Below are 19,711 nucleotides of genomic sequence, written 5' to 3'. Positions count from 1 at the left end.
ATTATACCTCCTGCATTTTAAGCAACATTGAATCAAAAACTAATGTTGAGTTAACGTTTTTCTCCATTTTTATTCTAGTTTCTTTTATAATATTAATAATACCATTTAACTTATTAAATGAAAACATTTCAGCTATATCTTTTATGTCGTTAACTTTATCTATATTTATTATTAAATCCCTATTTGATGTTTCCTTATATATAAGTACATCCCTTATATATGACAACATACAAGTTAGAACTTCTTGCCATTCATTTTTATATTTCACAAAAAAATTCTCATTAGATAAAATTTCTTCTAAATTACTAGTGCTAACTGTTCTTAATACATTTATAATAGTATCTCTAATTTCTCTTAATGAACTATCATCAATAAACTTCTCAGCTCTTCCTGGTATACCATCACTAAACGCAACAACAGATTTTAATTCTATTTCTGATAATCCAGGAAATTTGTTACTTATAAAATTCATCATTTCTTCTTCACTTAATCTGTTAAGCTTATATGTTTGACATCTTGATTTTATGGTATCTAGTATCAATTCTAATTTTTCACACAATAATATTATAAATACACCCTTAGGTGGTTCTTCTATAGTTTTTAAGAATGCATTTTGTGCTGTTTCTGTAATCTTATCTGCATTATAAACTATAATTACCTTTTTATTACCTTCATAAGGTTTTTTAGTAGTTTCTTCTATTATATTTTTTACTTCATCTATACCTATTGATTTCTTACCTTTTCCTAATTTAAACTCTACTATATCAGCATATTGTTTATTTTCAGACTTTCCTAAAATTTCAATAGCAGTTTCCCTGGCAATAAAACTTTTTCCTATCCCATCTTCTCCGACAATAATATGAGCATGAGAAAATCTTTGCTGCTTTATAGAACTTACAATCTGAAATTTTATATTTTCATGCCCTATTATCATACTAAAACTCAATAAAATCCCTCCATTTAAATTTTTACAAACTTATCAACATCTACAACAAATATTGTTGCCCCTCCAACTTCAACTTCTACAGGATAGGGCACATATACACCTGTAGATCCTGCTACTGGTGAAGGTGTTGATACAATCTGCTGTCTAGTTTTACATATTTCTTCTATTTGTGATATTACTTGATCTACTTTTTCTTCTTCCACTCCAATCATAAGAGTAGTATTACCTGCCTTTAAAAATCCACCAGTTGTAGCAAGCTTTGTTACCCTAAAGCCTGACTCCATTAGTGTTTCAACTAAATCTCCAGAATCATCATCCTGAACAATAGCTATTATTAATTTCATATAACTCATCTCCCTTTTATTTTAAATTATATAAACATTGAAATATTATATATTTAATTCAAATGACCTTGTTATATTATTGTATGTACAATTTACTAATTGTTTTTTTACTATATTAAATACCTCTTCACTAATTAATTCAATACTTTTTATATTTCCTTCCTTTACACACTTTACTCTATTCCACTTATACTTTTCTGCTATTTCACAGGAATTGTTATATGAATGTTCTAAGTATTCATAGTCCTTTTCATGTATATCTTTATGACTATCTCCTGTAATCTTATTGGCTCTTTCTTTCATAAGTTTTCTGCTATACTCTGGAGGCATATCAAGAAACATAACACAATCTGGAACTGGCAAGCCAAAAATTCTAAATTCAAAATCCCAAAGCCAATCTAAAAACTTGCTTTTCTCTTGCACATTTTTAATCTTTGATGCTTGATGTACCATATTTGCAGTTGTATACCTATCAGCCAATACTATACCCCCGCTTTCGTAAAAGTCCTTCCATTCAGTTTTATAAGATGCAAATCTATCAACTGCATAAAAAGTAGATGATACATATGGATTAACATCTTCTGGATTGCTTCCAAAATCTCCATTCAAATACATTTTAACTAACGCTGAAGAATCACTCTTATAATTTGGATACTCTATTTTTTTTACTTTATAATTTTCACTTAAAAGTTTTTCATATAATATTTGAGTTTGTGTGGCTTTTCCGCTGCCATCGCAACCTTCTACTACTATTACAATGCCCCTATTCATATTTTTGTCCTCCATTAAATTCATCAATTACTCTTATTTTATTATCTTCTAAACCTAAAATATCTACTCCCTTATTAATATAATAACAAATAGAGTTTAAGGTTACATCATCTATTATTTCTCCCATGTTTATTAAGGGTACTCCTGGCGGATATGGTACCACATTAGCAGCACTAACCTTTCCCAGTGAATCTTTTATATCTATATATTTCTTTTTTTTGTCCATAATTTCAAAAGGCATATAAGCCATTATAGGTATGTTATATTCCAACAAATCCAATTTTTCAACTTTTATTTTATTTAAATCACATCTCTTAAGTACATTATATAGTTTTTCAAGTTCCCATTCTTCATTAAATGGTGAAAAAATCAAAACCACATTTGAATGATCGCTCATTTCCACTTGAATATTATTTTTTCTTAAATAATTTCCCAGTAAATATCCGCTATATCCTTCTTTTAAATTTATAACATATCTAGTATTATCAATATCATATACACTATCTAGTTGATATAAATCAATTTTTTGTTTGATATTTATATCTTTTTTACTGATTACCTTCATACCTTTTATGGAATTTATCTTATCTTTATAATATCCCAACATATTTAACATTTTTTCATATTTCTGTCTTCCATAAGTTTGTAAATAGTATCTAGCATAATCCATAGAACATAGGAATAAATAAGAAGGGCTTGTACTTAAAAATGCACTCACATAAAAATCCACCTTTCCTATATCTTCCATATTATTAACATGAAGATAGGAGGTTTGTGTTAAGCTAGAAAGAGTTTTATGAGTACTAGTAACTACCATATCTGCATTCAATTTTACTGCACTTTGAGGTAAATCATTATGTATTCCAAAATGAGCTCCATGAGCTGAATCTACAAGTACTTTCATATTATGTTTCTTTGCTTGTTTTATTATATATTCTAAATTAGAGCATATGCCATAATAATTTGGATAAGTAACAATTATACCTTTAGCATCCTTATTTTTATTCAAAACCTGTAAAAAATGCTCCAAATCTATGCAAACTGGAGCATTTAGTGTATGACTCATTAAATTATTTATATATACAGGCTTAAGTTTTCTCATTATTATAGCATTAAAGATGGACCTATGACAATTCCTTTCTATTAATACCTTATCTCCCTCATTAAAGCTACTAAATATCATAGCTAAGTTTCCTGACGTACTGCCGTTAACTAGAAAATATGATTTTTTACTTCCATAAAATTTTGCTAAAAGTTCCATTGACTCTTTTATTATTCCTTGAGGGTTATGAAGATTGTCTACTCCTTCTACCTCAGTAATATCGCATTTTAAAAGATTTTTTAAAAAATCCTTGCCAATAGTAGTTTCTAAAAAACCTCTTCCTCCTTTATGACCTGGCATGCATAATTGTATATTATTGTTTTTCACATATTCTAAAATTCCTTCTAAAATCGGTAATTCTGGCACTTTAATTCCTCTCCTCTTATAACTAATTCAGCTATATTTCTTCTTATACATTGTTTATAATAATCATAAAAATCTGTATCCATTTCTATATTCATTAGTCGCTTCTCACAACAAGAGCAAATACCCCTACCATATATAATTATACCATCATTTAGAAGTTTTCCACATATAATACAAATTCGCTTTTTCATTCTACATACCCCCTATCTATTTTTCATATTTACAATTATTACCTACTCTTATATATAATATTCATCTACACTTAGAAATTTATTTTGTCCACATAAATAAAATAAACTCAATATAATTTTTTTCAATTGTATTGAGTTTATTTTTATTATTTGTAATTTTAATCTTTTATTGTTACTAGCGTTCTATATGGAACATTATCTTGAATCCACTTTGCATCCTCTATTTTAAGTCTTATACATCCATGTGAAGCCTTAGAACCTAATTTATCATATTCAGACTGTACTGCATATCCACTTAATGTATATATGGCACTATGAAATAAATAATTATTGTCAAGTCTTGTCCAATAATAACATTCTGTACTCTCAGATGCTGCAAAACTAGGTCCCTTAGATCCAACTAAAAATCTACCTGATGGTGTTGGACTTTCATCTTTCCCTGTAGAACATATAAACTCCTTAACTATATTTTCATTATTAAATACATATACTCTTTGTCTTGACTTATCTACAAGTATATTATAAGGCCCTGAAGGTGTTACCGTATTAACCATACTCATAGGTACATAACCCTTTATGTAATTTAAAGTATCATAGTCCAATACTTCTACATAATAATATCCACTATCGCTGCCCAAAATTTTAACTTCTGGGAGACTTCCATAAGTTGAGCCTACATTTGATGCTGAAGAGCTTGGACTACTTTTTATATAAACCCTTTCAGTTTCTCCTGCATTCATAATATTAAAGGAACTTGTCCACGCAGGTGGTTGAACACCTTGATTCTGTACTGGTTTTGGTGGTTCTTTTTCTAATCCTATTAAATATAATGTTTTTAATGAAACTGCTCCTTCTAATCCTAGTACAGAAATATTTTTAGCTGATGACAATATTTGTTTAATACCATTTTGCTCTTCTGTATTTATATCTTCGTTTACTAATACTAAAGGCGACTTAGTTTTTTGTGCTAATGCACATCCTGAAAGTGAATCTGGAAAATTTGAACCAGAAGCCAAATATACACTGCTAAAATCTATATTATCTCTAAATCTATTGATTATAGCCAAATTAGTACTATATCTATCTGTACCGCTTACTCTCTCTGCATTATTAAATTGATCCTTCACTGAATTACTTATAGCTCCTTCTGACCCTATAACATAAGTATTCGTGATTTGTTTATCTTTTAAAGAGTTTTTTACCACATCTGGTATTGAATCTTTACCTACAAGTATTATAGGTGTATCAATATTAGCTGCAATAGGTGCAATTGTTAATGCATCTGGATAGTTATCTCCAGATACTACTATTACTCTTTCCTTTATACCTACATAGTTTGCAACTATCATAGATGTTTCATATCTGTCTGCTCCTCCCAGCCTTTCACAAGCTATTCCCATATTACTAATACTATTTTCTACATCCTTTGATATAGAATTACCTATTATGAAAACCTTTTTTATTTCACTTCTTTTAAGTTCTGCTTCAGCCTTACTATCCAACTTATTTTCCGTAGTAAGTATTACTGGAGCATCATACTTTTTAGAAAGAGGACATGCACAAAGAGCATCTGGAAAGTTTTGCCCTGAAGCAATTATTGCATAACCTGATTTTGTGTCAAACTTTTGTGAAATTTTCATAGAAGTTTCATACCTATCAGTTCCACCGTATCTTTGATAATTTCCTTGAGCATAAACTTTAGGTGTTATGCTAATACTAATTAAAGCCACGAACAGAACTTTGCAGAAGTTTTTTAACATTGACTTGTGATTTACCAAGACCACTCCCCCTTAAATTTATTTGATGTAATAAAGTCTTAACTTACGATATACATATTTAAGACATATATCTAATTTTAAATAATTTTTAACCAATTTACAACTACATAATTATTTTTTACCACATGTTTATCCAACACTTAGGAGGTAATTTTATGAGGCAAGAGATATCAACTTATTTAACTACTATAAAAGAGGATATATTAAATTTATCAAAATATATTTATGAAAATCCTGAAAGTAGCTTTCATGAATATAAAGCATATAATTATATAGTAAACATGTTAAAAAACAATGATTTTAATGTTATAGAACATTATCTTGATATACCAACTGCTTTTTATGCACAATATGGAACAGGTCATCCTAAGGTATGTTATATATGCGAATATGATGCTGTTGATAATCTAGGTCATGTAGTTGGACATAATTTAATATCTGCTATGTCCATAGCTGCTTCGTTATCTCTATCTAAAATAATATCTAAAGTAGGTGGTAGTGTTATAGTTATTGGATGTCCTGGTGAATTTTTAGGTAGCTCTAAAGTCACTATGACTAGACAAGGAACTTTTAACGACATAGATGTAGTACTAATGGCCCATCCTGATTTAATCACTGCTGAAAGTGGTTCTTCCATGGCTATAATACCTATTAAAATAAACTATAAAAGTAAATCAGGATTTACTTATAGGAAGTCGAAAAATTATACAGCATTGGATGCGTGCCTTTTTGTTTTTAACACTTTAAGTTTACTTTCTAAAGGTTTTGAAGATAACTGCACCATTGACGGAATAATATTAAAAGGTGGTGACTCACCATACCTTCTGCCTTCTGAAACAGAATCAAAGTTTTATATTAGATGTCCTAAAATGTCTATGGCTTGTGATATTGAAAAAAAAGTAAGAGAATTAGTTAAAACTACAGGTTACTTAATGAATATAGACTGTACTATATGTTTATATGAATTACCTTATGATGAACTAATACCTAATAGAAACCTATCTAGAATTTTTAGCCACAATCTAAAGGAAAGCGGTATAATAGACATAGAACCACCTAAAAACACCAATTCTGGTTTAAGTTTAGGTACTGTAAGTCATGTTGTACCTTGTATACACCCATATATATCTATATCAGAAGACAAAAACTTAGAGTACTCTTCCAAAGAATTTTCTGAGGCTACTATATCTTATTACGCACAAAGTAGAATTCTAAAAGTTGCTCAAGCTTTAGCTCTAACTGGTTTAGATTTAATAGAAAATGCTTCACTACTTAATCAGGTAAAAAAGGAATTTTTTCACGAAAAAACAAAAGAGACTACTTCATAAGTCTCTTTTATTTTTATATATTTATAATATATAATATAAACATAAGTTTAAAATTATTTTTACTTGGGAGGAACGTATGATTTCAATTTATAAAACTTTAGATGAATCAGGAACATTACATTCTACAGATACCATAGAACCTGGATGCTGGGTTAATATAGTAGCACCTTCTGAAGAAGACTTGCTGCTTGTATCTAAAAAAGTAGGTGTACCATTAGATTTTTTAAAATCTGCACTAGATGAAGAAGAAACTTCCCGTATTGATATTGAAGATAATAATCTTCTTGTTATTGTAGATATACCATTCACTGAAATGGAGGATAACTCCTTAACTTACGATTCATACCCACTAGCAATTATTCATACAGAACACTCTATAATAACCGTATGTTTAAAAAACAGTAAAATTCTTACTGACTTTATTGATAATAAAGTTAAATCATTTTTTACTTTTAAACGTTCAAGATTTATCCTTCAAATACTTTACAGAATAGCAAGTTACTATTTAATCTACTTAAGACAAATAGACAAAAAAAGCTTAATGATTGAACAGAAACTTCATAAATCTATGAAAAATAAAGAATTAATTCAACTACTATCCTTAGAGAAGTCTCTAGTTTATTTCTCTACTTCTTTAAAATCTAATGAAATTACACTTGAAAAAATGTTAAAACTTGAAATTCTTCAAAAATACCCTGAAGATCAAGATATACTTGAAGATGTTATTATAGAAAATAAACAAGCTATAGAAATGGCTAATATTTATAGTAACATATTAAGTGGAACCATGGATGCCTTTGCATCTGTAATATCCAATAACCTAAACATGGTAATGAAATTATTAGCTTCTATAACTATAGTTATGGCTATCCCCAACATAATTTTTAGCTCTTTTGGTATGAACGTAGCTGGAATACCTTTTAATGCAAATATACATGCATTTTGGATTACTTACGGTATAGCTGCAGTACTATGTTTAGTTGCTATAGTTATTTTAAGAAGAAAAGGATTATTCTAATTATGGAGGTGCTATAAATTGATAGCTAAAAGATTAAATTATGGAGATACAATAGGACTTATATCTCCAGCTGGAGCTGATAACCCTGATAATATAAAAAAAAGTATTAGCTTTCTTAAAAGCTTAGGATTCAATGTAAAAGAAGGCAAGCATATATATGATAGATATGGTTACCTTGCAGGTAAAGATGAGGATAGAGCTTCTGACCTTATGAGTATGTTTCTTGATAAAAGTGTTGATATGGTTCTTTGTGTAAGAGGTGGATATGGTACCATGAGAATTCTTCCTCTTATAGATTTTAATGTTATAAAAGAAAACCCTAAAATATTTGCAGGCTTTAGTGATATAACTACCTTATTAAATTCTATATCCTTAAAGTGTAACTTAATAACTTTTCATTCTCCTATGTGTAATTCTAATCTTTTAGATAAAATTACACTAGAGAGTTTTTTGTATACTATCATGGAAGCTCATAAAGCATATACTATAGAGAATCCTGAAGACTTTACTACTGAGTGCTTTTCAAGTGAACCTTTTATAGAAGGACAACTTATAGGTGGTAATCTTGCTTTAATATCTAGTACTCTAGGTACTCCTTATGAAATAGATACTAAGGACAAAATTTTATTTATAGAAGATGTATCTGAAGAACCTTATAGGATAGATAGAATGCTAACCCAATTATCTCTATCTGGAAAACTTCAACAATGTAAGGGATTTATTTTAGGTCAATTTAAAGACTGCTCTCTTCCACATTATGAAAGAAGTCTTACTTTAAGGCAAGTAATTGAAGACAGGATTCTCACATTAAATAAGCCTACTATACTCAATTTTCAATCAGGCCATTCTTACCCTAAGCTTACTCTTCCTATTGGTGCACAAATCAAATTAGATTGTAAAAATGGAGTAATCCATGTATTAGAAGGTGTCATAAAATAAAAAAAACTCACAAATTATTGTGAGTTTTTTTATTTGGAGGCGCCACCCAGATTTGAACTGGGGATAAAGGTTTTGCAGACCTCTGCCTTACCACTTGGCTATAGCGCCATAAATACTTTTAATATTTAATGCTTTTTTATAATATCACTTAAAATAATATTTGTCAATAGATTTTTCATTAAATACTCATAAACTCTTATAATTCAAAGAAATATGATCTCAAAAATTTTTTAGGTGTTAAAGTTTCTGTAAATTATAATACCTATGGTATAATAAAACTATATTAATTTACGGAGATGATTTTATGAATACTGAAATTGAAAAATTAACTCAAATACTTAAAAATAGTAATGATATAGTTTTCTTCGGTGGAGCAGGTGTAAGTACCGCTTCAGGAATCCCGGACTTTAGAAGCTCAAATGGACTATGGAATGAAAAGCTTAAAATAAACTTCACTCCTGAACAATTAGTATCTCATACCTTTTTTATGAGATATCCAGAAGAATTTTTTAAATTCTATAAAGATAAATTAATTTATCCTAATGCAAAGCCTAATGGTTGCCATATAGCTTTAGCTAAACTAGAAGAAATGGGAAAATTAAAGGCTGTAGTTACTCAAAATATAGATGGATTACACCAAGCTGCTGGTTCAAAAGTAGTTTATGAATTACATGGATCAGTTCTTAGAAATTACTGTATGAAGTGTAATGCTTTTTATGATGAAAAATTCATTTTGGAATCTAACGGTATACCTACTTGTCCTAAATGTGGAGGAAAAGTTAAACCTGATGTAGTTCTTTATGAAGAAGGATTAGATAATAGCATTATTACTGGTGCTGTAAAAGCAATATCAGAAGCTGATACTTTAATTATTGGAGGAACATCTTTAGTTGTTTATCCTGCTGCAGGGCTTATTGATTATTTTAGAGGAAAAAATCTTGTACTTATAAATAAGAGTACAACTTCTGCTGATAATAAAGCTGACTTAATTATTAATGACGATATTGCTAAGGTTTTAAGTGAAGCTGTTAATAAACTTTAATAAATAATGTAGATAGTTTTTTATAATATGAACTACCTATATTTTTATTAGTCCATTTTTTCTTTTCATTTCTCTATAATTAAATTTTTTCAAAATAAAAAGTACTAAGTTTATACTTAGTACTTTGTTTATAACCTGGCAACGACCTACTCTTCCACAGAGCCTCCCCTGCAGTACCATCGGCACTATAAAGCTTAACCATCGTGTTCGGAATGGGAACGGGTGTTACCTTTATGTCATTATCACCAGATGACCAGATATCCAAAATATTCTATTTTGTGATAGTCGGTTACTCCTCAGCTATGCTGTGGAGTTTCATTATTAGAGATTTTGTTATCTCAAAATTGCACAGTGAATTTATTTTGGTCAAGCCCTCGACCTATTAGTATCAGTCAGCTGAACATGTTACCATGCTTACACCTCTGACCTATCAACCTTGTGTTCTTCAAGGGGTCTTACTAGCTTACGCTATGGGAAATCTAATCTTGAGGTGGGTTTCACGCTTAGATGCTTTCAGCGTTTATCCCGTCCCGACATAGCTACCCAGCCATGCTCCTGGCGGAACAACTGGTACACCAGAGGTCAGTCCATCCCGGTCCTCTCGTACTAAGGACAGCTCCTCTCAAATTTCCTACGCCCGCGACGGATAGGGACCGAACTGTCTCACGACGTTCTGAACCCAGCTCGCGTGCCGCTTTAATGGGCGAACAGCCCAACCCTTGGGACCTACTTCAGCCCCAGGATGCGACGAGCCGACATCGAGGTGCCAAACCTCCCCGTCGATGTGGACTCTTGGGGGAGATCAGCCTGTTATCCCCGAGGTAGCTTTTATCCGTTGAGCGATGGCCCTCCCACGAGGAACCACCGGATCACTAAGCCCGACTTTCGTCCCTGCTCCACCTGTATGTGTCGCAGTCAGGCTCCCTTCTGCCTTTGCACTCTTCGAACGATTTCCAACCGTTCTGAGGGAACCTTTGGGCGCCTCCGTTACTTTTTTGGAGGCGACCGCCCCAGTCAAACTGCCCACCTAACAATGTCCCGTGACCAGTTTCATGGCCGCCGGTTAGAATCCCAATACTGTCAGGGTGGTATCCCAAGGATGACTCCACAGAAGCTGACGCCCCTGTTTCGCAGTCTCCCACCTATCCTGTACAGACAATATCGAAACTCAATGCTAAGCTGCAGTAAAGCTCTACGGGGTCTTTCCGTCCAATCGCGGGTAGCAAGCATCTTCACTTGCACTACAATTTCGCCGGATTTGTTGTCGAGACAGTGCCCAAGTCATTACGCCATTCGTGCGGGTCGGAACTTACCCGACAAGGAATTTCGCTACCTTAGGACCGTTATAGTTACGGCCGCCGTTTACTGGGGCTTAAGTTCATACCTTCGCTTGCGCTAAGTATTCCCCTTAACCTTCCAGCACCGGGCAGGCGTCAGCCCCTATACTTCAGCTTTCGCTTTAGCAGAGACCTGTGTTTTTGCTAAACAGTTGCTTGGGCCTATTCTCTGCGACCTACTTTCATAGGCACCCCTTCTCCCGAAGTTACGGGGTCAATTTGCCGAGTTCCTTGACAACAATTCTTCCGATGGTCTTAGGATTCTCTCCTCATCTACCTGTGTCGGTTTGCGGTACGGGCACCAACATCCTCCATAGAGACTTTTCTTGGCAGCGTGGAATCAGATACTTCGCGGCATAAAGCCACTCCCCATCACACCTCAACATTAACCAGACGGATTTGCCTGTCTGATCTGTCTAAGTGCTTAGACACACATCCAATAGTGTGCACATCCTATCCTCCTGCGTCATCCCATTTGTAATAACGTCAGTTGGTGGTATCGGAATATCAACCGATTGTCCATCACCTACGCCTTTCGGCCTCGGCTTAGGTCCCGACTAACCCTGAGCGGACGAGCCTTCCTCAGGAAACCTTAGATTTTCGACCAATAAGATTCTCACTTATTTCTCGCTACTTATGCCAGCATACTCACTCCTGTACAGTCCACCGCTCCTTTCGGTACGACTTCACTCCATACAGGAAGCTCCTCTACCGCTCTTTCGAGCCCATAGCTTCGGTGGTAAGTTTTAGCCCCGGACATCTTCGGCGCAGGATCTCTTGACTAGTGAGCTATTACGCACTCTTTAAATGAGTGGCTGCTTCTAAGCCAACATCCTAGTTGTCTTAGAAATCCCACATCCTTTTCCACTTAACTTACACTTTGGGACCTTAGCTGATGATCTGGGCTGTTTCCCTTTTGACTACGGATCTTATCATTCGCAGTCTGACTGCTGAGATACAAGTATATGGCATTCGGAGTTTGATAGGGTTCAGTAACTGTTGTCAGCCCCTAGCCCATTCAGTGCTCTACCTCCACTACTCAATCTCAACGCTAGCCCTAAAGCTATTTCGAGGAGAACCAGCTATCTCCGAGTTCGATTGGAATTTCTCCGCTATCCACAGCTCATCCCATGGTTTTTCAACACCAACGTGGTTCGGACCTCCACGGAATTTTACTTCCGCTTCATCCTGGCCATGGATAGGTCACCCGGTTTCGGGTCTACGACATGCAACTTTTCGCCCTATTCAGACTCGGTTTCCCTTCGGCTCCGTACCTTAAGTACTTAACCTTGCTACATACCGTAACTCGCTGGCTCGTTCTACAAAAAGCACGTCGTCGCACATAAAAGTGCTTCGACCGGTTGTGGACACACGGTTTCAGGTTCTATTTCACTCCCCTTCCGGGGTTCTTTTCACCTTTCCCTCACGGTACTGCTTCACTATCGGTCACCAGTTAGTATTTAGCCTTGGGAGGTGGTCCTCCCTGCTTCCCACAAGGTTTCACGTGTCTCGTGGTACTCTGGAGTAGATCTGACTGCTATTTCCTTTCACTTACAGGGCTGTTACCTTCTACGGCGGAGCCTTCCAGCTCTCTTCAATTAATTCCTGTAGTTATGATCTATCCGCAACCCCAGGAACAAGTTCCTGGTTTGGGCTCTTTCCCTTTCGCTCGCCGCTACTTAGAAAATCGATTTTTCTTTCTCTTCCTCCGGGTACTTAGATGTTTCAGTTCCCCGGGTTTACCTCCATAAACCTATGTATTCAGTTTACAGTACAATGCGTTAGCATTGTGGGTTTCCCCATTCGGAAATCTCTGGATCTCAGGCTATTTGCGCCTACCCAAAGCTTATCGCAGCTTATCACGTCCTTCTTCGGCTTCTGGTGCCAAGGCATTCACCATGCGCCCTTTGTAGCTTGACCATTCATGTGAAAATTATCTCTCAACAATTTTCTTAGTTAAAATCTACAAAGGTTTTTTTACTTATATAATAAGTAGTTTTACCTTTAGCTTTACTTTTAATTTAAAAGTTATATTCACTGTGCAATTTTCAAAGAACAATTTGAAGAATTAGATTCTTCAAAATTAAACAGAGCTATTAAATAAACCTTCAAAGTAGAATTACCTACTTTGTCGACTCCTTAGAAAGGAGGTGATCCAGCCGCAGGTTCTCCTACGGCTACCTTGTTACGACTTCACCCCAATTACTAACCCCACCTTCGGCCGCTGGCTCCTTACGGTTACCTCACGGACTTCGGGTGTTGCCAGCTCTCATGGTGTGACGGGCGGTGTGTACAAGGCCCGGGAACGTATTCACCGCGACATGCTGATTCGCGATTACTAGCAACTCCAGCTTCATGTAGGCGAGTTTCAGCCTACAATCCGAACTGAGATGAGTTTTAAAAGTTTTGCTCCACCTCACGGTCTTGCATCTTTCTGTACTCACCATTGTAGCACGTGTGTAGCCCTAGACATAAGGGGCATGATGATTTGACGTCATCCCCACCTTCCTCCCGGTTAACCCGGGCAGTCTCACTAGAGTGCTCAACTTAATGGTAGCAACTAATGATAAGGGTTGCGCTCGTTGCAGGACTTAACCTAACATCTCACGACACGAGCTGACGACAACCATGCACCACCTGTCTCCCTGCCCCGAAGGGCTTCCCTCATTACAGGTAATTCAGGGGATGTCAAGTCTAGGTAAGGTTCTTCGCGTTGCTTCGAATTAAACCACATGCTCCGCTGCTTGTGCGGGCCCCCGTCAATTCCTTTGAGTTTTAATCTTGCGATCGTACTTCCCAGGCGGAATACTTATTGCGTTAGCTGCGGCACAGAAGGAGTCGATACCTCCTACACCTAGTATTCATCGTTTACGGCGTGGACTACCAGGGTATCTAATCCTGTTTGCTACCCACGCTTTCATGCCTCAGCGTCAGTTACGGTCCAGAGAATCGCCTTCGCCACTGGTGTTCTTCCTAATCTCTACGCATTTCACCGCTACACTAGGAATTCCATTCTCCTCTCCCGCACTCTAGATATCCAGTTTCAAATGCAGTTCCCAAGTTAAGCTCGGGATTTTCACATCTGACTTAAACATCCGCCTACGCATCCTTTACGCCCAGTAAATCCGGACAACGCTCGCCACCTACGTATTACCGCGGCTGCTGGCACGTAGTTAGCCGTGGCTTCCTCCTTGGGTACCGTCATTATCGTCCCCAAAGACAGAGCTTTACAACCCGAAGGCCTTCATCACTCACGCGGCGTTGCTGCATCAGGCTTTCGCCCATTGTGCAATATTCCCCACTGCTGCCTCCCGTAGGAGTCTGGACCGTGTCTCAGTTCCAATGTGGCCGATCACCCTCTCAGGTCGGCTACGCATCGTGGCCTTGGTGAGCCGTTACCTCACCAACTAGCTAATGCGCCGCGGGCCCATCTCAAAGCGGATTACTCCTTTAATTAGCAATTCATGTGAAAAACTAATGTTATGCGGTATTAATCTCCCTTTCGGAAGGCTATCCCCCACTTTGAGGCAGGTTGCCCACGTGTTACTCACCCGTCCGCCGCTAATCCATCCCCGAAGGGATTTCATCGCTCGACTTGCATGTGTTAAGCACGCCGCCAGCGTTCGTCCTGAGCCAGGATCAAACTCTCAATTTAAAAGTTTAATCTGTACTCAAATTATTGACGTTAAACTTATTAGTTTAACTAATACTGGCTTATTTAAAATAAGATTTATATCTTACTTTCACTCTGTTTAATTTTCAAGGATCTTGCCGCATCTCAGCGACTTTTATATCTTATCATGTCTGCTTAACCTTGTCAAGAACTTTTTTCAAATTCTTTTTTGTTAAGCTTGCTGCATCACACAGCTTTAACATAATACCACATTATTTAAGTTCTTGTCAACAGATTTTTAAACTTTTTTATTTTCACAAAACTAACTAAAAAACTATCAATCAATACGTGAAAATAAAAAATCTCTATACCTATTTACATTTTTCCTAAACAATTGCTGTCTTATCTGACAACGTTTATTATATTAACATCCTACAATATTTCTTGCTTTAATATTATTTGTATTTATTTTAAATTAAATACACTATACACTATTTTCTTTGTAATAACTACGTATATTACCTAATGATACTCTAGGACAAGTTTATGTAATTTATTAAATAGATATATTCTAAAATTATTAACTATCAAAGTAATATTTTCACTAAATTAAATTACTACTACAAAACAATAGGATGCTAACTTTGCTAGCATCCCCTAAATTTTTTAATATGTTCTAATTATTAATTTGTACATCATACTTCTGTCTAAGCTCTTTATTTAACTGTGTATATTTAAAAGATTGTCTTTCTTGCAATAATTTATTCTTAATAGAATTTTTTACTTCTTCGAAGGATTTTACTGCTCCCTTAGATTTATCTTCAACCTTTATTAAATGATATCCAAATTGAGTTTTAACAGGTGCACTTAATGTTCCTATCTCTAAAGCAAAAGCTGCTTCTTCAAATTCAGGTACCATTTGTCCTCTACCAAATTTTCCAAGATTTCCACCTTGTTCTTTTGATGGACATGAAGAATATTTTTTTGCAGCATCTTCAAAAGTAGTACCAGCATTTATTTCTTCTGCTACTTCTTTTGCTTTTTCTTCAGATTCTACAAGAATGTGTTTTGCACTTACAGTTTCAGGCTCTTTAAAATTTTCTTTATTTGCATTATAATAATCTTCTACTTCTTTATCTTCTACAGAAACCTGCTGCATAACTTTAGCTATAGCTGTTTGAGTTAAAATTTCTTTTTTAGCCATTTCAAGCTGAGCAATATAATCACTGTCATTTTCCATATTATTATCTTTTGCATAATTGTAAATAAGCTCAAAAGATATTATTTCTTCCAATAACTGTTTTTTACCTGCTTCAGTTTGTAAATATCCTTGTCTTTCATTAGGAAATCTCTTAATTGTTGAATCTAAATCAACTTGTGTTATTTCTTTTCCATTTACAACTGCTAATACCTTGTTATCCATATTTTTTCTCCTTAAAAATATTATTTTGTTTGCCATAAACAATTATGACATATTTTTAAATTTTTTTCTATATATTTATACCCTTTAATTTATTAATAAGTATATTTATATATGTAAAAAAACCTTAGGAAACACCTAAGGTTTTTGGTGGCTGGACCAGGAATCGAACCAGGGACACGAGGATTTTCAGTCCTCTGCTCTACCGACTGAGCTATCCAGCCAAATCTTACCTGGCAACGACCTACTCTTCCACAGAGCCTCCCCTGCAGTACCATCGGCACTATAAAGCTTAACCATCGTGTTCGGAATGGGAACGGGTGTTACCTTTATGTCATTATCACCAGATATTCTTATTTAATTTTAGAGATTTTGTTATCTCAAAATTGCACAGTGAATTTATTTGGTCAAGCCCTCGACCTATTAGTATCAGTCAGCTGAACATGTTACCATGCTTACACCTCTGACCTATCAACCTTGTGTTCTTCAAGGGGTCTTACTAGCTTACGCTATGGGAAATCTAATCTTGAGGTGGGTTTCACGCTTAGATGCTTTCAGCGTTTATCCCGTCCCGACATAGCTACCCAGCCATGCTCCTGGCGGAACAACTGGTACACCAGAGGTCAGTCCATCCCGGTCCTCTCGTACTAAGGACAGCTCCTCTCAAATTTCCTACGCCCGCGACGGATAGGGACCGAACTGTCTCACGACGTTCTGAACCCAGCTCGCGTGCCGCTTTAATGGGCGAACAGCCCAACCCTTGGGACCTACTTCAGCCCCAGGATGCGACGAGCCGACATCGAGGTGCCAAACCTCCCCGTCGATGTGGACTCTTGGGGGAGATCAGCCTGTTATCCCCGAGGTAGCTTTTATCCGTTGAGCGATGGCCCTCCCACGAGGAACCACCGGATCACTAAGCCCGACTTTCGTCCCTGCTCCACCTGTATGTGTCGCAGTCAGGCTCCCTTCTGCCTTTGCACTCTTCGAACGATTTCCAACCGTTCTGAGGGAACCTTTGGGCGCCTCCGTTACTTTTTTGGAGGCGACCGCCCCAGTCAAACTGCCCACCTAACAATGTCCCGTGACCAGTTTCATGGCCGCCGGTTAGAATCCCAATACTGTCAGGGTGGTATCCCAAGGATGACTCCACAGAAGCTGACGCCCCTGTTTCGCAGTCTCCCACCTATCCTGTACAGACAATATCGAAACTCAATGCTAAGCTGCAGTAAAGCTCTACGGGGTCTTTCCGTCCAATCGCGGGTAGCAAGCATCTTCACTTGCACTACAATTTCGCCGGATTTGTTGTCGAGACAGTGCCCAAGTCATTACGCCATTCGTGCGGGTCGGAACTTACCCGACAAGGAATTTCGCTACCTTAGGACCGTTATAGTTACGGCCGCCGTTTACTGGGGCTTAAGTTCATACCTTCGCTTGCGCTAAGTATTCCCCTTAACCTTCCAGCACCGGGCAGGCGTCAGCCCCTATACTTCAGCTTTCGCTTTAGCAGAGACCTGTGTTTTTGCTAAACAGTTGCTTGGGCCTATTCTCTGCGACCTACTTTCATAGGCACCCCTTCTCCCGAAGTTACGGGGTCAATTTGCCGAGTTCCTTGACAACAATTCTTCCGATGGTCTTAGGATTCTCTCCTCATCTACCTGTGTCGGTTTGCGGTACGGGCACCAACATCCTCCATAGAGACTTTTCTTGGCAGCGTGGAATCAGATACTTCGCGGCATAAAGCCACTCCCCATCACACCTCAACATTAACCAGACGGATTTGCCTGTCTGATCTGTCTAAGTGCTTAGACACACATCCAATAGTGTGCACATCCTATCCTCCTGCGTCATCCCATTTGTAATAACGTCAGTTGGTGGTATCGGAATATCAACCGATTGTCCATCACCTACGCCTTTCGGCCTCGGCTTAGGTCCCGACTAACCCTGAGCGGACGAGCCTTCCTCAGGAAACCTTAGATTTTCGACCAATAAGATTCTCACTTATTTCTCGCTACTTATGCCAGCATACTCACTCCTGTACAGTCCACCGCTCCTTTCGGTACGACTTCACTCCATACAGGAAGCTCCTCTACCGCTCTTTCGAGCCCATAGCTTCGGTGGTAAGTTTTAGCCCCGGACATCTTCGGCGCAGGATCTCTTGACTAGTGAGCTATTACGCACTCTTTAAATGAGTGGCTGCTTCTAAGCCAACATCCTAGTTGTCTTAGAAATCCCACATCCTTTTCCACTTAACTTACACTTTGGGACCTTAGCTGATGATCTGGGCTGTTTCCCTTTTGACTACGGATCTTATCATTCGCAGTCTGACTGCTGAGATACAAGTATATGGCATTCGGAGTTTGATAGGGTTCAGTAACTGTTGTCAGCCCCTAGCCCATTCAGTGCTCTACCTCCACTACTCAATCTCAACGCTAGCCCTAAAGCTATTTCGAGGAGAACCAGCTATCTCCGAGTTCGATTGGAATTTCTCCGCTATCCACAGCTCATCCCATGGTTTTTCAACACCAACGTGGTTCGGACCTCCACGGAATTTTACTTCCGCTTCATCCTGGCCATGGATAGGTCACCCGGTTTCGGGTCTACGACATGCAACTTTTCGCCCTATTCAGACTCGGTTTCCCTTCGGCTCCGTACCTTAAGTACTTAACCTTGCTACATACCGTAACTCGCTGGCTCGTTCTACAAAAAGCACGTCGTCGCACATAAAAGTGCTTCGACCGGTTGTGGACACACGGTTTCAGGTTCTATTTCACTCCCCTTCCGGGGTTCTTTTCACCTTTCCCTCACGGTACTGCTTCACTATCGGTCACCAGTTAGTATTTAGCCTTGGGAGGTGGTCCTCCCTGCTTCCCACAAGGTTTCACGTGTCTCGTGGTACTCTGGAGTAGATCTGACTGCTATTTCCTTTCACTTACAGGGCTGTTACCTTCTACGGCGGAGCCTTCCAGCTCTCTTCAATTAAGAAATCACAGTATTTATGATCTATCCGCAACCCCAGGAACAAGTTCCTGGTTTGGGCTCTTTCCCTTTCGCTCGCCGCTACTTAGAAAATCGATTTTTCTTTCTCTTCCTCCGGGTACTTAGATGTTTCAGTTCCCCGGGTTTACCTCCATAAACCTATGTATTCAGTTTACAGTACAATGCGTTAGCATTGTGGGTTTCCCCATTCGGAAATCTCTGGATCTCAGGCTATTTGCGCCTACCCAAAGCTTATCGCAGCTTATCACGTCCTTCTTCGGCTTCTGGTGCCAAGGCATTCACCATGCGCCCTTTGTAGCTTGACCATTCATGTGAAAATTATCTTTCAACAATTTTCTTAGTTAAAATCTACAAAGGTTTTTTTACTTATATAATAAGTAGTTTTACCTTTAGCTTTACTTTTAATTTAAAAGTTATATTCACTGTGCAATTTTCAAAGAACAATTTGAAGAATTAGATTCTTCAAAATTAAACAGAGCTATTAAATAAACCTTCAAAGTAGAATTACCTACTTTGTCG

At 37.0% G+C, this 19,711-nt stretch carries 11 protein-coding genes, 2 tRNA genes and 5 rRNA genes; 4 read left to right on the top strand and 14 right to left on the bottom strand.

Going from position 1 to position 19,711, the window contains the following annotated elements; genetic code table 11:
* Nucleotide 1 precedes the first annotated feature (1 nt).
* From Ccar_RS21125 to Ccar_RS21100, 6 genes are all read right to left on the bottom strand, one after another.
* Nucleotides 2-946 (bottom strand): DNA polymerase III subunit delta', encoded by a 945-nt coding sequence (locus Ccar_RS21125; RefSeq protein ID WP_007065133.1) that lies wholly within the window; start codon nucleotides 944-946, stop codon nucleotides 2-4.
* A gap of 14 nt (nucleotides 947-960) precedes the next feature.
* A complete protein-coding gene (locus Ccar_RS21120; RefSeq protein WP_007063046.1) occupies nucleotides 961-1,290 on the bottom strand; it encodes a cyclic-di-AMP receptor in 330 nt (109 codons plus the stop codon).
* Between the two features lie 45 nt (nucleotides 1,291-1,335).
* Nucleotides 1,336-2,061, bottom strand: coding sequence for a dTMP kinase (locus Ccar_RS21115; RefSeq protein ID WP_007063045.1), 726 nt, complete (start codon nucleotides 2,059-2,061; stop codon nucleotides 1,336-1,338).
* Nucleotides 2,054-3,529, bottom strand: a complete 1,476-nt coding sequence (locus Ccar_RS21110; RefSeq protein WP_007063044.1) for an aminotransferase class I/II-fold pyridoxal phosphate-dependent enzyme — start codon at nucleotides 3,527-3,529, stop codon at nucleotides 2,054-2,056. Before Ccar_RS21110 ends, Ccar_RS21115 begins: the two co-directional genes overlap by 8 nt.
* Nucleotides 3,508-3,720, bottom strand: coding sequence for a sigma factor G inhibitor Gin (locus tag Ccar_RS21105; protein WP_007063043.1), 213 nt, complete (start codon nucleotides 3,718-3,720; stop codon nucleotides 3,508-3,510). Before Ccar_RS21105 ends, Ccar_RS21110 begins: the two co-directional genes overlap by 22 nt.
* Before the next feature lie 158 nt (nucleotides 3,721-3,878).
* Nucleotides 3,879-5,504 carry a cell wall-binding repeat-containing protein gene (locus Ccar_RS21100; protein WP_242655124.1) on the bottom strand — a complete coding sequence of 542 codons (1,626 nt, stop codon included), beginning with the start codon at nucleotides 5,502-5,504 and terminating at the stop codon, nucleotides 3,879-3,881.
* A 149-nt stretch (nucleotides 5,505-5,653) separates the two neighbouring features.
* Here Ccar_RS21100 and Ccar_RS21095 point away from each other — a divergent pair, with 149 nt between their 5' ends.
* From Ccar_RS21095 to Ccar_RS21085, 3 genes are all read left to right on the top strand, one after another.
* Complete coding sequence (locus Ccar_RS21095) at nucleotides 5,654-6,826, top strand: zinc-binding metallopeptidase family protein (protein ID WP_007063041.1); 1,173 nt, start codon at nucleotides 5,654-5,656, stop codon at nucleotides 6,824-6,826.
* 76 nt (nucleotides 6,827-6,902) lie between these two features.
* Nucleotides 6,903-7,844 (top strand): magnesium transporter CorA family protein, encoded by a 942-nt coding sequence (locus Ccar_RS21090; RefSeq protein WP_007063040.1) that lies wholly within the window; start codon nucleotides 6,903-6,905, stop codon nucleotides 7,842-7,844.
* 18 nt (nucleotides 7,845-7,862) lie between these two features.
* Nucleotides 7,863-8,783 (top strand): S66 peptidase family protein, encoded by a 921-nt coding sequence (locus Ccar_RS21085; protein WP_007063039.1) that lies wholly within the window; start codon nucleotides 7,863-7,865, stop codon nucleotides 8,781-8,783.
* A gap of 34 nt (nucleotides 8,784-8,817) precedes the next feature.
* On the opposite strand, the gene Ccar_RS21080 is transcribed toward Ccar_RS21085, so the two are convergent.
* A tRNA-Cys gene (locus tag Ccar_RS21080) sits at nucleotides 8,818-8,891 on the bottom strand.
* Nucleotides 8,892-9,087: 196 nt separating this feature from the next.
* Here Ccar_RS21080 and Ccar_RS21075 point away from each other — a divergent pair.
* Nucleotides 9,088-9,825, top strand: a complete 738-nt coding sequence (locus tag Ccar_RS21075) for an NAD-dependent protein deacylase (protein ID WP_007063038.1) — start codon at nucleotides 9,088-9,090, stop codon at nucleotides 9,823-9,825.
* A gap of 133 nt (nucleotides 9,826-9,958) precedes the next feature.
* Here the strand turns inward: Ccar_RS21075 and rrf (Ccar_RS21070) are convergent.
* The 7 genes from rrf (Ccar_RS21070) to Ccar_RS21040 form a co-directional block, all read right to left on the bottom strand.
* Nucleotides 9,959-10,075: ribosomal RNA gene (gene rrf, locus Ccar_RS21070) — 5S ribosomal RNA — on the bottom strand.
* A 112-nt stretch (nucleotides 10,076-10,187) separates the two neighbouring features.
* Nucleotides 10,188-13,082, bottom strand: a 23S ribosomal RNA gene (locus Ccar_RS21065).
* A 223-nt stretch (nucleotides 13,083-13,305) separates the two neighbouring features.
* A 16S ribosomal RNA gene (locus tag Ccar_RS21060) occupies nucleotides 13,306-14,817 on the bottom strand.
* A 634-nt stretch (nucleotides 14,818-15,451) separates the two neighbouring features.
* Nucleotides 15,452-16,198, bottom strand: coding sequence for a peptidylprolyl isomerase (locus tag Ccar_RS21055; protein WP_007064322.1), 747 nt, complete (start codon nucleotides 16,196-16,198; stop codon nucleotides 15,452-15,454).
* Between the two features lie 145 nt (nucleotides 16,199-16,343).
* Nucleotides 16,344-16,419 (bottom strand) — tRNA-Phe (locus Ccar_RS21050).
* A gap of 7 nt (nucleotides 16,420-16,426) precedes the next feature.
* Nucleotides 16,427-16,543: ribosomal RNA gene (gene rrf / locus Ccar_RS21045) — 5S ribosomal RNA — on the bottom strand.
* Between the two features lie 55 nt (nucleotides 16,544-16,598).
* Nucleotides 16,599-19,497, bottom strand: a 23S ribosomal RNA gene (locus Ccar_RS21040).
* Together the 16S, 23S and 5S rRNA genes with 1 tRNA gene alongside form the textbook arrangement of a ribosomal RNA operon.
* Nucleotides 19,498-19,711 lie beyond the last annotated feature (214 nt).

It is taken from the genome of Clostridium carboxidivorans P7, assembly GCF_001038625.1.
Classification (GTDB): domain Bacteria; phylum Bacillota; class Clostridia; order Clostridiales; family Clostridiaceae; genus Clostridium_AM; species Clostridium_AM carboxidivorans.
Note: the sequence above shows the minus strand (reverse complement) of the source record. Positions and strands in the feature narration are given on the sequence as shown.

What these genes read in the sequence shown, in the direction of transcription:
- Ccar_RS21120 (WP_007063046.1), bottom strand. Translation starts at nt 1,290, where the DNA reads ATGAAATTAATAATAGCTATTGTTCAGGATGATGATTCTGGAGATTTA.
- Ccar_RS21115 (WP_007063045.1), bottom strand. Translation starts at nt 2,061, where the DNA reads ATGAATAGGGGCATTGTAATAGTAGTAGAAGGTTGCGATGGCAGCGGA.
- Ccar_RS21105 (WP_007063043.1), bottom strand. Translation starts at nt 3,720, where the DNA reads ATGAAAAAGCGAATTTGTATTATATGTGGAAAACTTCTAAATGATGGT.
- Ccar_RS21095 (WP_007063041.1), top strand. Translation starts at nt 5,654, where the DNA reads ATGAGGCAAGAGATATCAACTTATTTAACTACTATAAAAGAGGATATA.
- Ccar_RS21090 (WP_007063040.1), top strand. Translation starts at nt 6,903, where the DNA reads ATGATTTCAATTTATAAAACTTTAGATGAATCAGGAACATTACATTCT.
- Ccar_RS21075 (WP_007063038.1), top strand. Translation starts at nt 9,088, where the DNA reads ATGAATACTGAAATTGAAAAATTAACTCAAATACTTAAAAATAGTAAT.
- Ccar_RS21055 (WP_007064322.1), bottom strand. Translation starts at nt 16,198, where the DNA reads ATGGATAACAAGGTATTAGCAGTTGTAAATGGAAAAGAAATAACACAA.